Origin of the sequence: Methanobrevibacter sp. (assembly GCF_045120835.1) — an archaeon.
Classification (GTDB): Archaea; Methanobacteriota; Methanobacteria; order Methanobacteriales; family Methanobacteriaceae; genus Methanocatella.
In genome coordinates this window covers 17,547-32,411 of sequence record NZ_JBGVFE010000013.1, presented here as the reverse complement: position 1 = coordinate 32,411, position 14,865 = coordinate 17,547, and the positions used below count along the sequence as shown (strand labels likewise).

Below are 14,865 nucleotides of genomic sequence, written 5' to 3'. Positions count from 1 at the left end.
ATTAATCCTCCGTTACAATATCTCTAAAATCTATAACGAAAACTCTATTAGATGTAGCTATACTTTGAACTTTATTAACTGCTGATTCCTTTTCAACGGAAATTAAAATTGTTGATAAAACAACTTCATTTGCATTATAAAACGGTTTAAGAACAGATTTAATAAAGTTAGGTAATTTAACCTCGTTATTTAAATCGATATCAATAAATCCTGTAGTCTGTGATTCCTGCAATATTGCAAAGGATATTTTTGATTTTTCAATTGAAGAGACAACATTCCTGATTACATCATCCGGAGCAACCAATACCATCAAATTAGGCTCATTTAAGAGATGTGCCTCATTAACCTGAACATATGCCCCACCATTCTGTTTAGTTTCGCTATTGAATTCATTTAAACTCAATGCATTACCATGAAGCATGATGAAATCAAATTTTTTATCAAGTTTTCCCTCATTCAAGATAACATGTTCTCTAAACAGGATTTTTACCTGATGATTTGATGCAATAGCTTTATAGGCCATATCATCAACCAAATCAACATTTCCTGCAATAACGCACCAGGCCTTTTCGATTTTATAATCCGTGCCTGATGAAACCATTGCAGCTTGCCTGAGAATACGTATATTATCTTCTATCATTTAACTACTCGCAATTCATTGATATTAATTCTCTTTTTAAACAAACAAGCAAAATCTTTAAGATATATTAAATTTAGTGAAATTAATTCACGATTTAATACATAAATAAAGAAATTTATTGATGTTTAATAAAGTTTAACAATTAATATTTATTAAAAATATTCTATATAAATTTTATCTTTCATTGGATTTTTTTTAAAAAAGATTGTAAAAAACAATATTTTTAAATATAACCCAATAAGCCATAACTTAAAGAAAAATTGCTATATATTATGAAGTAAATACTACTAAATGGAAACAATTTTTTCAAACCAAATAAAATTACGAAAATAACTCAACTAATAATTATTTAAGTAAAAATGACACAGATGACAAGCAAAGATTAATAATAAATGAAAATAATAGTATTACTGGAGTTAAATTATGAGCAACATTCAAACTGAGATGAAAAGTTTTATTGCACTATCTGACATCATATCCCTATTAAATATGAGTTCAGGATTTCTGTCAATCATAAGTTCAATCAATCATAATTTTGAACTTGCTGCAATACTTATGCTCGTTGCAATCATGTTTGACTCCGTAGATGGTTGGGTAGCACGAAAAATAAATAGACAGGACGATTTAGGCTTCGGGAAAAATATCGATTCCTTATCGGACATCGTTTCATTCGGAGTAGCTCCTGCAGTATTCATATTCACCTGCATTAACACCACCCCAGGCATATTTCAAACAATAGTGATACTTGTTAGCTTATGTATTGTTGTTTGTGGAGTTTTAAGATTAACAAGATACAATGTAATCGCTGGTAAGATTGATACATCCGATTTTATTGGATTTCCAATACCTGCAATATCATTTGCTGTTGCAACATTCTATCTGAGCGGATTATTCCATCCCTACATTGCCTTAATATTAAGCGTTATCATTTCACTGCTTATGATAAGCAATATCAGATATCCAAAATTCGACAATATCCCCATAATATCATTATCAGCAATTCTTATCATACTGTTAATTCTTCCAATCAATATAATTTTATTCAATGTGAACATACCAGCACTATTATTGCTATTATTCTGTCTTTACTACCTAATAATTAATTTAATTAAAAGATAAAGTAATTTTTTACTCCTGTTAATTAAATTACCATCAGCAATTAAAATTAGGGGTATTAAAATGAATAATAAAAAACCAAGAGATCCATTGTATCCTAGAGGTTTTGAGGAAAGCAAGGAACTGAAAAATAAGATTTCCAGCGAACTTAAAAAGCCCAATAAAAAACAAGATGAATTAACACCACTGAAAAGATTAAACCACAAGCTTGGAGTGTATCTGTCTCCAAAATCTATAGACATAAGCGATGATGAGAAGAAAAGAAAAATTGGAGTGATTATAACTACAGTAATCCTACTGACATTAATAATCTCCGCCTATTATTTTTTAATATATGAACCTTCTCAGGAGCAGTTATCCCTTGCAAAAACAACAAAGTTAAATGAACTTCATGAGCTATACACAGGGGGCATAACAACCTCCCCAAACGCATACCTATTGGAAGAGCAGATCAATGATGCAAATAACCCCGATGAGATAAATGCAATAAATATAATAACACCCGCAACAAAGGACTGGAAAGAATTCCATAAAAAATCCATTAATCTAAATCAGGACAAATACAACAGAACAATGGCCATTTATGAAAACGACACCAATACCATAATGTCCTTTGCTGAAGCGATGAAAATCGTGAATGAAAATGATGCAAGAGTCCTTTCAAAAATCAAATTTGAAGAGCCGAACACTGTATCCGTTCCGATTTTGGTTTCAAGGCTTCAGGCCGGTGCCGGACTTGTAAAAGTCGGCAGCGTTGTTGACATTTATACAAACAATAATTCCACATATGAAAATGCAACAAATTCAACCTCTCCAGAAGTGAGCGGATGCACCGTTTTATCGATAATGAGATATGAGGACAACGGCGAAATCGACTCCGAATATTCAAAAACCCATACAAAAGTTGCAGGAAACACCACCAATCCTCATGAAAACACAAAAAGTTTTTCATCAGACATATTGGAAATGATTAAGGGGGCCATTGTTAACGGTTATGATGAAAATGAAACATTTGAACTGCTTGAAAACTATGGCGTAAAGCTATCCAATTACGAAAGGCAAATTAATTTGGGAGATCTGGATGCACAGTACATGCTTTTAATTGAAACACCGCAGGATAAAGTAAACTACATTCTAGATAATATGGATGACATCGTATTGACAATTCCAACATCAGATGCACCAGATTGGATGGTGTCTGAAATAAGTGCAACATATCAAAATTAAGAAATATATTATAGTAGATATGACAAAAGTGGTAATATGAATAAACCCAACATTTCAACTATAATTGTTATAATCTGTCTTTTGATAATTGGATTATATGCAATGGGAGAAGTGAATTATTTTTCATCAAAAATAATTGTTGAAAAAAATATAGATTCTCCCAAAATCCTAATCCCTTCAATTGGAGTTGAAGAAAAAATTAACAATGCATCATTGAATCAGGGGGTTTTAAGTGACCCTGGAGAAAATATACCTACTGAAAACCCTGTGATATTGTATGGGCACAGGACACTTCAGGGATCCCCATTTTTAAGGCTGAATGAATTGGATATTGGAGACAGCTTTACCTTAGAATGGCCCGGAGTTGGAGAATTAACATATAGTGTTGTAAATACAAGCATTGTACCTGCAGGCTATGAATTAAATGCTGAAGGAGAGAACAACACTTATTTAATTACCTGTGATCCGATCGGTTCAACAGAAAACAGAATAATTGTCGAGGGCGAACTAATAGACAGCAAACCAGTAAACACAGAGATTATTAAAAATAATCCTCAAGAATCAAATGCCCTTATAATTTCCGCAGCATTTTTGGCAATTGGTTTAATCTTCAGTTTCTTTTATCCAAAGGACAATAGAATTTATATCCTGGCGACTGTGATAATCATATCCGCCGTGCTATTTTACTGTTGTATCAATCCGATTCCCTCTGAAATGATTTATGATAAGATAATATTTTTAAATGGAGGACTATAATGGACGTAGATAAGGAATATTTTTCAAACATAAGTTCAAGAGAACGAGCGATATTTGAGGGTGCCATCAGCATGGGTGCCCTGTTTCATCAGTTTGTAGGAACCCCAGTCAATAAGGATTCAAAAGAAAGTCTTGAAAAGGCCATGGAAGAATCTTTAAACCTGCAGCCGGCAATAGAAAAGGTGGAAGTTGAAATCCGTTTTGATAAACTTGAAGAATCAATGACCGAGTTTGACTACACTTCCCTTACCGGAGACATGCTGGACGTTAAAATCCATACAAAAGTTGATGATGTTTTAGCGATTATCAGAATCGAATTTATTGAAGAGTTAAATTATCCTTTGATGTATGTTGAAGATATTGAAGATTAATATATGTCTTTTAAATCTTCCAACAACTCTTCCAAATGATTTCTTTTTATATGATTCATTAGAACTACACGAATAGCGACTGGACACTTAGCAACTGATACTTTCCAACCCAGATTCTCTAATTTTTCTGCCAGTTCATTAGTATCCATAGTCGGATGATTGAATGCAACTATATTTAATTCGGGCTCGCAGATAATCTCATAGCCCAATTCCTTTAGCCCTTCAGAGAAAAATTTAGTGTTGCCCATTAAGTTTTGAGAAATATTGGAATAACCTTTTTTTCCAAGATATTTCATTATCGCATAAGTTGCAGCAGATGAAGCGCCTAGTCGGGTTCCAACAATAGTGGATTGTGTTTTAACAGTCAGATATGGTGAATCAACTGCCATCACTTCCAAATATTCTTCACATCTGAATATAATTCCACCGGCAGGAATCGGAGCCAATCCCATCTTATGAGGATCAACCGTTATGGAACAAACCCCTTCAAGTGAAAAATCAAATACGGGCAAATCATGACCCAATTCCCTTAAAAATGGAATTGAAAAACCTCCAAAAGCAGCATCAACATGAAAATAGATATTATTTTCAAAAGCAATTTTGGAAATCTCTTCAATCGGATCAATTAGTCCCAACTCAGTAGTTCCGGCAATTGCAACAATTGCTACTGTTTTATCAGATATGGACTCTTTTACTGATTCAACATCAATCTTATAATTTTCATCAAGTTTCGCTTCAACGATTTTTAGGTTTAACATGTCTGCAGCTTTTTTAAATGAAAAATGAGCAGATTCAGGAATAATTATCTCCCCATTTGTTATTCCTTTATATTTTCTTGCATGATTTCTAGCTGCTCTAATTGCCATTAAATTAGCTTCAGTTCCCCCAGTTACAATATTCCCATAAGCTTCATCTAAAGAGAGCAATTCACCAATAGAATTTATAACTTCCTTTTCGATATGTTTAGTTCCTTTAAAAAGCCCAGGATCTCCCAAATTTGTATCTAAAAATTTACAATATACTTCCTTTGCAAAAGGATGTGCCTCTGTACACATTGATCCCAAAATTCGACCATCAGCATAATCATGGTCTAATTTGTGAAGCTCTTCCAATTCATTTAAGATATCCTGTTTGTCTATTGGTTCATCATCCATAAAATAACCTAATTATTCGTTAAAATTAAAAATAAAAATAAAAAAAAAGAAAATAGAAAAATTATTCTATACGCTTACGGGCAGCATCAAGAATAATTTTCTGCTCTGCACGAGCAACAGTTTTTCTAACATCAGCAATAGCATCAGTGTTTGAAGATACACTTGTAATTCCAAATTGAACAAGTTTTTCGACAATATGAGGCACACTGCCTGCTTGTCCACAAATACTGCAAGTTACACCGGCTTCAGCACATTTTCTAATTGTTCTTTCAATCAATTTCATGACTGCAGGGTGTTCTTCAGTATAGTGTTTTGCTACAAACTCGTTGTTTCTGTCAACTGCAAGAGTGTATTGAGTTAAATCATTGGTACCTAAACTTACAAAGTCAATACCTACTTTAATATACTCGTCAATCATTATTGCAGCTGCAGGAATTTCAACCATCATACCAAAGTCAACATCCTTGTGAGGTTCGAAACCTACTTCAGAACAGAGTGCTTTTGCTTTTTTAAGCTCTTCAGGACTTTGTGACAGTGGAATCATAATACCAATGTTTGTGTATCCTTTCTCATGCAATTTTTTAATAGCTCTAAATTCGCATTTAAGGATTTCCGGCTGGTCAAGCTCTCTTCTGATACCTCTCCAACCAAGCATTGGGTTATGTTCCCTAGGTTCATTTTCTCCACCTTCCAAAGTGATAAATTCATCAGTTGGTGCGTCTAAAGTTCTGTACCATACCGGTTTTGGATAGAATGCATCAGCTACGATTTGAACATTGTCTGCAATTGTATCGATTAGCTCGTCTTCTCTTCCATCAGCAATGAATTTACCTGGGTGAATACCGGAAGTCAACATTAAATGTTCAGTTCTTAAAAGTCCAACACCATCTGCACCGGTCGCTGCTGCTTTTTCAGCTGCTTCAGGCATACTTACATTAGCTTTAACTTCAGTTACTGTAATAATTGGAGCAGCTTCAACATTGGCTGCAACAGGAGCCTCTTCTTTAGTTTCTGAAATTCCTTCAAATACCAATCCTTTTTTACCGTCCAAGGTAACTCCAGTATTTTCTTTTAATGTGGTTGTAGCATCTCCAGTTCCCACAACACAAGGAATTCCAAGTTCTCTTGAAATGATTGAAGCATGACAGGTTACTCCACCTTCATCGGTTACAATACCACTTGCCCTTTTCATAGCAGGGACCATATCCGGTGTGGTCATTGTTGTAACCATTACGTCTCCTTCCTTAATCTTATCTAACTCATCAATGTCTAAAACGATTTTGACTTTACCCGCAGCCATTCCAGGACTTGCTCCAAGACCTCTTACAAGAACTTGACCTAAATCGGAAGCGGCATCATCTTCGGTAGCCTCTTCAACATCGCCTAAGGTAGTAATAGGTCTAGCCTGTAATAAGAATAGCATATCTTTTTCAAATGCCCATTCAGTGTCCATTGGTTCTCCATAATGAGCTTGAACTCTTTTACCCATTTCAGTTAATTCAATGAGTTCATCATCAGACAATACTCTTTCCTTTCTTTTATCTTCAGGAACATCAACTTTTACACTTGTACCGTTTTCATCATTAGTGTACATTACCTTTTTATCACTAATTGTAACATTGATAATCTCATTATCTTTCTTATCAACTTGATAATTATCCGGAGTTACATCTCCAGATACAACAGATTCACCAAGACCCCAAGATCCTTCGATTAAAGCAATTTCTTCACCGGTTGAAGGGTTAACTGTAAACATTACACCTGCCTTATCTGCATTTGCCATTTTTTGAACAACTACGGCAATGTAAACTTTTGAATGTTCAAAGTTGTTTTCTTCCCTGTAGAAAATTGCTCTTGCTTCAAATAAAGAAGCCCAACACTTTCTAATGTATTCAATTACTTCATCGTCCCCAGAAACATGTAAGAAAGTATCTTGTTGGCCTGCAAATGAAGCTTCAGGCAAATCTTCAGCTGTAGCAGATGACCTAATTGCCACATCAGTATCATCCTCACCAACTTTTTGGCAAAGCTGATTATAATATTCACGAATGAATACAACCAAATCATTTGGAATTGGAGATTCAATGATAATAGATTTGATTTCTTCAGCTGCCGCTTGAAGAGCCTTAGTATCATTAATGTCAATTTCCTCAAGAATACTCATAACCTTATCATTAATTCCTGCCTCATCCATGAAATATTCATAAGCTTGAGCAGTTACAACAAAACCAGGTGGCACCGGAATGCCTGCTTGGGTCAATTCACCCAAATTTGCACCTTTTCCACCTGCAATCCCAATATCGGATTTAGATAAATCCTCAAATTTTACAACATACATGAAATATAACCTCTTGGATTAAAATATTAATAAATTGACAATATTTAAAAAGTAAAAACAAAGTCAATATTATATTTTATTATGTTTTTTAATGTTTAAATATTTAATGAAAAAAAGTTTTTGAAAAAAAATTAATGAATAAAAAAAGAGTAAAAAAAAGATTAATTAAATAAATCTATTTAATTAAGTCTTCGCCTTTGTCGACAACAATTTTACAAGGGACAGGTAATTTCATGCCTGCTCTTTTAAGTGCGACTTTAGCTTGTTCAAAGTTTTTAGCTTGACAATCAATAGTGATTATCCTTTGATCTTTTTTGACAATAGCTTCAACGGAAATAGGTTTACCGAAAGCATTTCTCATACCACTTTGAACCCTATCTGCTCCTGCACCAGTTGCCATTGGGTTTTCTCTTACGATTTGATGTGGGTAAACTCTTAATTTTAAGTGATAACCCATTCTTCCAGCTGCTCTTTGCATTAATCTGTTAGAAGCAATCCTAGCAGCTTCTAAAGAATTGTGTCTAATTTGAGCTGGTTTTTTAACAGCTAAACTTAATGAAACTGGAAATTCATCTTTTAAGTTACCCATATCGTATTGCACGATTCTTGAATTTGGGGTTTTTCTAATATAATCTCTTCTTGTATAAGCACGAACCATTATTATTCCTCCAAAATAAACATAAAATGTTTTTTAATTAAAGATAGCTAAAAATAGTAATTATCCAACAATAGCTATATAAAAATTATATCGTAATATAATAGAATAGTTAAATATATTGATTAACTTATTAATAAAGGTTACCCTAATTTTAAAATTTTGACAACAAAAATATTTTAGATGATAAAATACATATTCGTTACTATGAAGATTAATGGAAATATTACTTTCATATATAAAGATGAAAAAAATGCCAAATTGTCATTTGACTCACTTGAAGTTGACAATGAAAATTTCCTGCGTTCAAAATTAAATGGCAATTCCATTGATTATAATATGGAAAGTGAAAAGTTAGGAAGTTTTCTTGCTACCGTCGATGATTTGGTTGCTTCAGAAATTGTTGTTGAGAAAATCATCACAAAAACTAAACAATGAAAAGTTTTATATAAATAAAAAAAACATATATAAAATTAATATATATTAATTCGTTGAGAGAGTGTAATTTATGGAATGTTATTATCATCCTGACAGAGACAGCACAGATACATGTGCAATATGTGGAAAATCAATTTGTAAAGAATGTGGTTTAGAAATTGCTGGAAAAATATACTGTAAAGAATGTTTAGAAAAAATCGTAGGCCTTGGAATTGAAAATAAATCCAGTCAACCTGCTCAAGAGCCTGCAAGACTTAACAAACAACCTGCCAATGAAAATATTTACCAGACACAAGGCACTGAGAAAGTAGCTCAAACTCCTGAACCAACACATGAAATCAAACAGATTAGTGATGATTCACCATACAACATAAAAGACAATATTGAATATAACGGAGGTCTTGAAACATCATATCTAAACGATAATGAACCTGTTCAACCAAAAGCCGAACAACCTCAAGTTGCCCCTGAACCTCAAATTACACAAAACGAACCTGAATATATCTATCCAGATCATTCATATGAGCCTGCGCCAACAAGTGCCAGAGCTGAATTAGAAGACAAATATGAAAAATACTTAGATGATTTGTACTTTGATGAAAATGAAGTTCCTTTAGGAGAACAATTAGCAAAAGATGAAGAGGAATTCGGTTCATTAACCAGAAAACCATATACTCCTAGAGAAGAGCCACCATTAACACAAAAACGTGAAATGTCAAAACCGCCTAAAAACGAAACTCCAGAAGAGATGGAAGCAAGAATCAGAGCTGAAATCCTAGGCGAAAAAGAAGGTGGCAAAAAAATAAAAGATAAAAACATTCACAACTTGAATTACCAAGAAGAAAAAGAATCAATGGGTGCTGTAGACATTCTTTTAACCATTATCTTGATTCTGGTTATTTTAGTTGTCATTTACTACTTGATATACATATTTACATTAACTACATACTATCCAACATTCATGGATGCAGTATACGGTTTAACAAACCCTCAAAATGTAATTAATAATATATTAAGCCCTGCTCAATAATGAAATATTTTCATTATTGACTTTTTCTTTAAATTTTTCAAAACTTTCCTCATTTTTATAGCCCAATACTCTTATTTTAGATGGATAATTATCAATGTATTGGGATATTGTATTTTTAGGAATCGGATTTTCCAATATGCTCAGTACCCTTTGGCGAAAATGAGATGAAAATCCATGCAATATTGATTTTTCCAAAGTTTCAATGTCCCCATAAGGTCCGTTATCAATGATGTTTTTCGCTAATTTTTCATTGAATAAATTTAGGCCGGACAACTCGTTTAAAGAATAGTTATTTGCAGTATCCAAAATGCGTTCCTCATCACGAAGCCCATAAATTATGCCTCCGGATTTGATTTCACGCTTCAATACCTCAATGGTCTTTTGAGGCATCATGTCCAAGACATTATCAAAGTTATCCTGCAAAATGCTTTCACGAATTAAAGTGCCGCTTACCCCTTCTATCCTTTCAACAAAAATGAATTTACCTGCATAGTCAAAACCTATTTTTGACAGGGAATTTGAAAAAGACGTGATTACATAATTGTCTTCCTCAAGCTTGCCCTTTAGAAGAGTTTCCTTGGTGGTTTTGTCAACAATCTTATAAGGTTTGGAAGCAATGTGATGGCCCAAATTAATTCTTTTTAATATTTCATCCATCCCCTCAACGGGTTTGTATCCCCGAGGAATATAATCAGTATTCAACGCCTGAAACATTTTGCAAAGACACAATGAATATTGGCCGGATCCCATTATTCCCATTGGCGGGCCTTCAACAACAATGTCTGCACCAACAGAAATTGCAATTTCTGCCCTGACATGTCTTGGCAATATATATGGTATGCCTCTCCCACTTCTTTCAAATAATCCTGGCACAATAGCTACAAATAATGACTCCGGAAACATTTCCTTAGCGGTTTTCATGCAATGAAAATGACCATTGTGCAAAGGATTATACTCAGTGAAATCCGAGACCAAAACCGTGTCTGAGGCAGTGTATGAAATTTTAGACCCACAATTCAAATCATCATGAAATAAATCCATATCCCTTTTAAGAATATCTGAAACTTGAGACATAATAAAAAATTTAGTTTTTAGATTAAAAAAAAGTTATGTTTTAAAAATATTAATGACAAATATTGAATTGAAAGGTGATTGAAATGGATTTAGTCTTGAAAAATTGTAAGTTAGTTGACAAAGATGGAGAATATTTTATAAAAGTGGAAAATGGAAAAATAGCAGACATTTCAAAAACTCCCCTGAAAGCCGAGGAAACAATCGATATTAAAAATAATTATTTGCTTTCCGGTTTTATCGACCCGCATATCCACTTTAGAGATCCGGGATTAACTCAAAAAGAAGATTTTAAAAGTGGTAGCCTAGCTGCTGCAAACGGTGGGTTCACAACCGTGATTGACATGCCAAACACTCTTCCAAAAACAAACACTTACCAATCACTTAAAGAAAAGATAAGAATAGCCAAATCCAAATCAGCGATTAACTTCGAACTCCAAATCGGTCCGAACAATTTAGATGAAATGAAAAAAATGATGAAGCTAAATCCTATTGCGGTTAAAGTTTTCATGGATCTGGAAAGTGATGAAAGTCTAGAAAAGATATTCAATGACCTATCCATTTTAAAACAGACCACCAATTACAACGGCCTTGTTGCAACACACTGTGAGAAAAAATCGATAGTTGAAAAAGAAACCGATAAACTAAAGCAAAAAGATGAAAATACCGCTATTGATTATACCTATGCCCGACCAACCCGATCCGAAGACGAATCTGTAAAGCAGGCAATTGAACTTGCAAGGGCAAATGATTTACGATTGCATATCTGCCATCTAAGTTCAAGCAAATCATTAAGTATGGCAAAAAGTGCAAGCAAAAGCATGCCTGTAAGCTGGGAATTTACACCTCATCATTTATTGCTAGATAATTCTTCGTACAATATATATGGCACATTCATTAAAACTAATCCTCCACTAAGACCTGAAAGAGACAGGGTTAGAATTAGTGATTTGGATGAAAACTCAATAATCGGAACCGACCATGCGCCCCATACACTTGAGGACAAAAACAAAGGAGTTTGGACATCTTCACCAGGAATTCCAAACCTTGAAACTGTAGTGCCCCTTATTTTAACCGAAGTGAACAAAGGAAATGTGGATTTCTCAATAATTCCAAAAATTTTCAGTGAAAATGCCGCCAGGGTTTATGGGTTAAGTTCAAAAGGAAAAATAGAAATTGGCTATGATGCCGATTTTACAGTAATAGACCTAAAGCAAAAAGGCAAATTCAACATTGATGAATTTAAAACAAAAGCAGAATACTCACCATTTGAAGGATGGGAATACATTGGAATGCCCGTCATGACCATAGTCAATGGAAAAACAGTTATGGATAAAATATAGTTAATTTAAAAAAAAGAAAAAAAGTAAGGTGTGTTTACACACCTATTTGTAACATAATGCGTCTACGCTACATGCCTCAATACATTGACCACATAAGGTACAGAATCCTGCAATTGGTAATTTAGGATTTTCTGTTTTGTGAATCATATCATATGGACATGCTTCGATACAATCACCACATTGATCACATTTAGATGGGTTGAATGCAATTCTGTCTCTTTCTACTGCTTCACCATCAATGGTGACTTCGTATTTTTCGACTTTTAAAGCATCGTTAGAACACATTGAAGCACATGCTCCACATCTAATACAACTTGTGAAAGATGGTTCTGCATCGGTTTCTACTAAAGCAGGGCAGGACATACCAGTTTTGGTAACTACACGAATAGCTTCAGTAGGACATTTGTTTGCACATGCACCGAGGAAATCACATTTTTCTACATCTCTTCCAATACCTTCAGCATCTACAGGTGCTCCTTCACCCCATTCGACATCAATTTCTAATGCATCAACAGGACAAAGGTTTACACATAATCCACATGCCGCACAGACACTAGGAATTGCAACAGTTAAACTAGCGTTGTTTGCTGCAATAAAGTCTCCAGGACATGCTTCTACACAAGTGTTACAACCTATACATTTAGCTGAATCGAAAGTAAATGATTTGATTTCTTTAGTACGTTTGACTGGTACTTTTTCAGCAATGAATATTGCATTCCAAGGACAGGTTTGAGAACATAAACCACATCTAATACAGTCATCGTTAACAGTAACAGGACTTCCAACTTCTTCAAGAGAAATTGCATTTACAGGACAAGGTTCTACACAGGTTCCACATCCAACACAATCTTGGATATAAACTGGTCCTTTTCCTTTGAGATCTAACTCATATTCTGCAGGTTCTTTGACGCCAGGAATTCCAATTACATCAACTGGGCAAATGTCAACACATTTTTGACACATTACACAGAAACCTTCAACTTCTTTTAATTTAGCCCCTGTGACTTCAATAGTTTCTTGAGGGCAAACTTCAGCACATTTACCGCAGGAGTCACATAAAATTGAATTAAATACTAATCTTGCTTGTTCTATGCCTTCAGCAACTTCGTACATTTCAACTTTTAATGCACCGTTAGGACAAACGTCTGCACATTTAGGTTCGCCACCACAAGTGTCACAGTGGATAATAGCATTTGGTGTTACATCAATAGCTGATGTAGGGCAAGTACCTTCACAAGCACCACATTTAATACAGCCATCTTCGTTAAATACAATCATTTATAAAAACCCCCTTAAATTTAGAATTTTTTAATGAGGTTTCCTTCACTGTCTACAATATCTACTTCAGCTAATCTCATTTGACTATCCATTGAGTGGGTAGCACAAGATAAACATGGGTCGTAAGCTCTGATAACCATTTCCATTAAGTTGAAGATACTATCATCTACTTCTACGCCAGGTTTGATGTAGTCTAAAGCAACTTGGTGAATACCCATTTCCATAGCTGGGTTGTTTTGGATTGTAGCTACAACAATGTTAGCGTAATTACATAATCCATTATCATCTGATTCATAATGGTGGATTAAAGTACCACGAGGAGCTTCTACAATACCTACACCTTTACCTTCAGTTCTTTCTAATTCATCAGGGAATTTTTGTGCTGATAAATCTTCTTCTAATGCTGCAGCAGCACATTCAGCAGATGCTAACAATTCAATGAGTCTAGCATAGTTGAATAATAATGGTGCTTGAGCATATCCGAAAGCATCACGGAAAGCTTTGAGAGCTTCTTGTGCAAGAGGTGCTTCTTTAGGCATTTGATCACAAACATTAATCCTGGATAATGGTGCAACTCTGTAAATACCTTCTGGGTATCCCATTTCTTTAATGTATGGGAATTTTAACCAGGAGTAAGGTTTTACATGTTCAGCAACATAGTCGGTATATTCTTCGTTTCTGTATTCGAACATGTCACTACCATCTTTGTCTCTGAATCTGATGTTACCGTTATATACATCCCAAGTTCCGTCAGGTTTAACAGTACCACAGTGTCTTGTGTCACCGAAGTTACCTAATGAAGATACTAAGTCAATGTTTTCTTCAAATACAGGAATAGCTAAGTCTAAAGTAGCTTGAGCTAATTCAACATTGTCTTGAGCTCTTTTAAGTAAGTCTTTTTGAGTTTCATCATCTAATTCGGTAGAAATACCACCAGGAGTGGATGAAGTAGGGTGAATAGGACGACCACCGATTTTTCTAACCATTTCTAAACCGTTTCTTCTGATATTAATAGCTTGAAGTGCAATTTCAGGCATGTCTTTAATAACTTGGAAAACGTTTCTGGTTTTTCTAGTTCCGTTAGGAATAATTAAATCTGGTGCAGCTAAGAAGTAGAAGTGAAGAGCGTGGGAGTGCATGTAAGAACCCCAGTTCATAATTTCTCTCATTCTGTATGCAGCAGGTAAAATTTCGTAATCGTCATATCCGAAAATTTGGTCCACTGCTTTTGCAGCTGCTAAGTGGTGTTGTACATCACAAATACCACAAATCCTAGGTACGAGTCTTGGCAATTCTTCAACAGGACGGCCTGTTAAGAATTTTTCGAACCCTCTGAATTCCATAACGTGTAATCTTGTTTCTTCCACGTTTCCTGCATCGTCTAGATGCACAGTAATTTTTGCGTGTCCTTCAATACGAGTGACAGGCTCCATAGTAAGCTTAACCAT

General features: G+C 34.5%; 14 protein-coding genes. 7 read left to right on the top strand and 7 right to left on the bottom strand.

What is annotated here, in order from left to right:
- Position 1: 1 nt before the first annotated feature.
- On the bottom strand, positions 2-640 hold the full coding sequence (locus tag ACJMLO_RS01675; protein ID WP_405293292.1) for a hypothetical protein: 639 nt from the start codon (positions 638-640) through the stop codon (positions 2-4).
- Positions 641-1,063: 423 nt separating this feature from the next.
- Between ACJMLO_RS01675 and ACJMLO_RS01670 the strand changes: the two genes are divergently transcribed.
- The 4 genes from ACJMLO_RS01670 to ACJMLO_RS01655 are packed head-to-tail and all read left to right on the top strand — an operon-like array spanning position 1,064 to position 4,110.
- Positions 1,064-1,759, top strand: a complete 696-nt coding sequence (locus ACJMLO_RS01670) for an archaetidylserine synthase (RefSeq protein ID WP_405293290.1) — start codon at positions 1,064-1,066, stop codon at positions 1,757-1,759.
- A gap of 60 nt (positions 1,760-1,819) precedes the next feature.
- Positions 1,820-2,983: a DUF515 domain-containing protein gene (locus ACJMLO_RS01665; protein WP_405293288.1), complete on the top strand. Its 1,164-nt coding sequence runs from the start codon at positions 1,820-1,822 to the stop codon at positions 2,981-2,983.
- A 36-nt stretch (positions 2,984-3,019) separates the two neighbouring features.
- Complete coding sequence (locus tag ACJMLO_RS01660) at positions 3,020-3,739, top strand: sortase (protein ID WP_405293286.1); 720 nt, start codon at positions 3,020-3,022, stop codon at positions 3,737-3,739.
- The gene (locus ACJMLO_RS01655; RefSeq protein WP_405293284.1) at positions 3,739-4,110 is read left to right on the top strand and encodes a dihydroneopterin aldolase family protein; all 372 of its coding nucleotides are present in this window, start codon (positions 3,739-3,741) and stop codon (positions 4,108-4,110) included. The genes ACJMLO_RS01660 and ACJMLO_RS01655 overlap by 1 nt, the downstream gene beginning before the upstream one ends.
- Here the strand turns inward: ACJMLO_RS01655 and mfnA are convergent.
- From mfnA to rplJ, 3 genes are all read right to left on the bottom strand, one after another.
- On the bottom strand, positions 4,107-5,264 hold the full coding sequence (mfnA, locus tag ACJMLO_RS01650; protein ID WP_405293282.1) for a tyrosine decarboxylase MfnA: 1,158 nt from the start codon (positions 5,262-5,264) through the stop codon (positions 4,107-4,109). The two genes, ACJMLO_RS01655 and mfnA, sit on opposite strands and share 4 nt — an antisense overlap.
- A 61-nt stretch (positions 5,265-5,325) precedes the next feature.
- On the bottom strand, positions 5,326-7,602 hold the full coding sequence (gene ppsA, locus ACJMLO_RS01645; RefSeq protein WP_405293280.1) for a phosphoenolpyruvate synthase: 2,277 nt from the start codon (positions 7,600-7,602) through the stop codon (positions 5,326-5,328).
- Between the two features lie 175 nt (positions 7,603-7,777).
- A complete protein-coding gene (gene rplJ, locus ACJMLO_RS01640; RefSeq protein ID WP_405293278.1) occupies positions 7,778-8,260 on the bottom strand; it encodes a 50S ribosomal protein L16 in 483 nt (160 codons plus the stop codon).
- A 204-nt stretch (positions 8,261-8,464) separates the two neighbouring features.
- On the opposite strand from rplJ, the gene ACJMLO_RS01635 reads away from it, so the two are divergent.
- Together ACJMLO_RS01635 and ACJMLO_RS01630 are read left to right on the top strand one after the other, a co-directional pair.
- The gene (locus tag ACJMLO_RS01635) at positions 8,465-8,695 is read left to right on the top strand and encodes a KEOPS complex subunit Pcc1 (protein WP_405293276.1); all 231 of its coding nucleotides are present in this window, start codon (positions 8,465-8,467) and stop codon (positions 8,693-8,695) included.
- Between the two features lie 70 nt (positions 8,696-8,765).
- Positions 8,766-9,725, top strand: a complete 960-nt coding sequence (locus tag ACJMLO_RS01630; RefSeq protein WP_405293274.1) for a hypothetical protein — start codon at positions 8,766-8,768, stop codon at positions 9,723-9,725.
- Here ACJMLO_RS01630 and ACJMLO_RS01625 read toward each other — a convergent pair.
- Positions 9,708-10,799 carry a nucleotidyltransferase family protein gene (locus ACJMLO_RS01625; protein WP_405293272.1) on the bottom strand — a complete coding sequence of 364 codons (1,092 nt, stop codon included), beginning with the start codon at positions 10,797-10,799 and terminating at the stop codon, positions 9,708-9,710. The genes ACJMLO_RS01630 and ACJMLO_RS01625 overlap by 18 nt on opposite strands.
- Before the next feature lie 83 nt (positions 10,800-10,882).
- Here ACJMLO_RS01625 and ACJMLO_RS01620 point away from each other — a divergent pair, with 83 nt between their 5' ends.
- Positions 10,883-12,139, top strand: coding sequence for a dihydroorotase (locus tag ACJMLO_RS01620; RefSeq protein ID WP_405293270.1), 1,257 nt, complete (start codon positions 10,883-10,885; stop codon positions 12,137-12,139).
- A 42-nt stretch (positions 12,140-12,181) separates the two neighbouring features.
- On the opposite strand, the gene ACJMLO_RS01615 is transcribed toward ACJMLO_RS01620, so the two are convergent.
- Both ACJMLO_RS01615 and ACJMLO_RS01610 read right to left on the bottom strand, forming a co-directional pair.
- A complete protein-coding gene (locus tag ACJMLO_RS01615) occupies positions 12,182-13,417 on the bottom strand; it encodes a 4Fe-4S binding protein (protein ID WP_405293268.1) in 1,236 nt (411 codons plus the stop codon).
- A gap of 20 nt (positions 13,418-13,437) precedes the next feature.
- A complete protein-coding gene (locus ACJMLO_RS01610) occupies positions 13,438-14,865 on the bottom strand; it encodes a Ni/Fe hydrogenase subunit alpha (RefSeq protein ID WP_405293266.1) in 1,428 nt (475 codons plus the stop codon).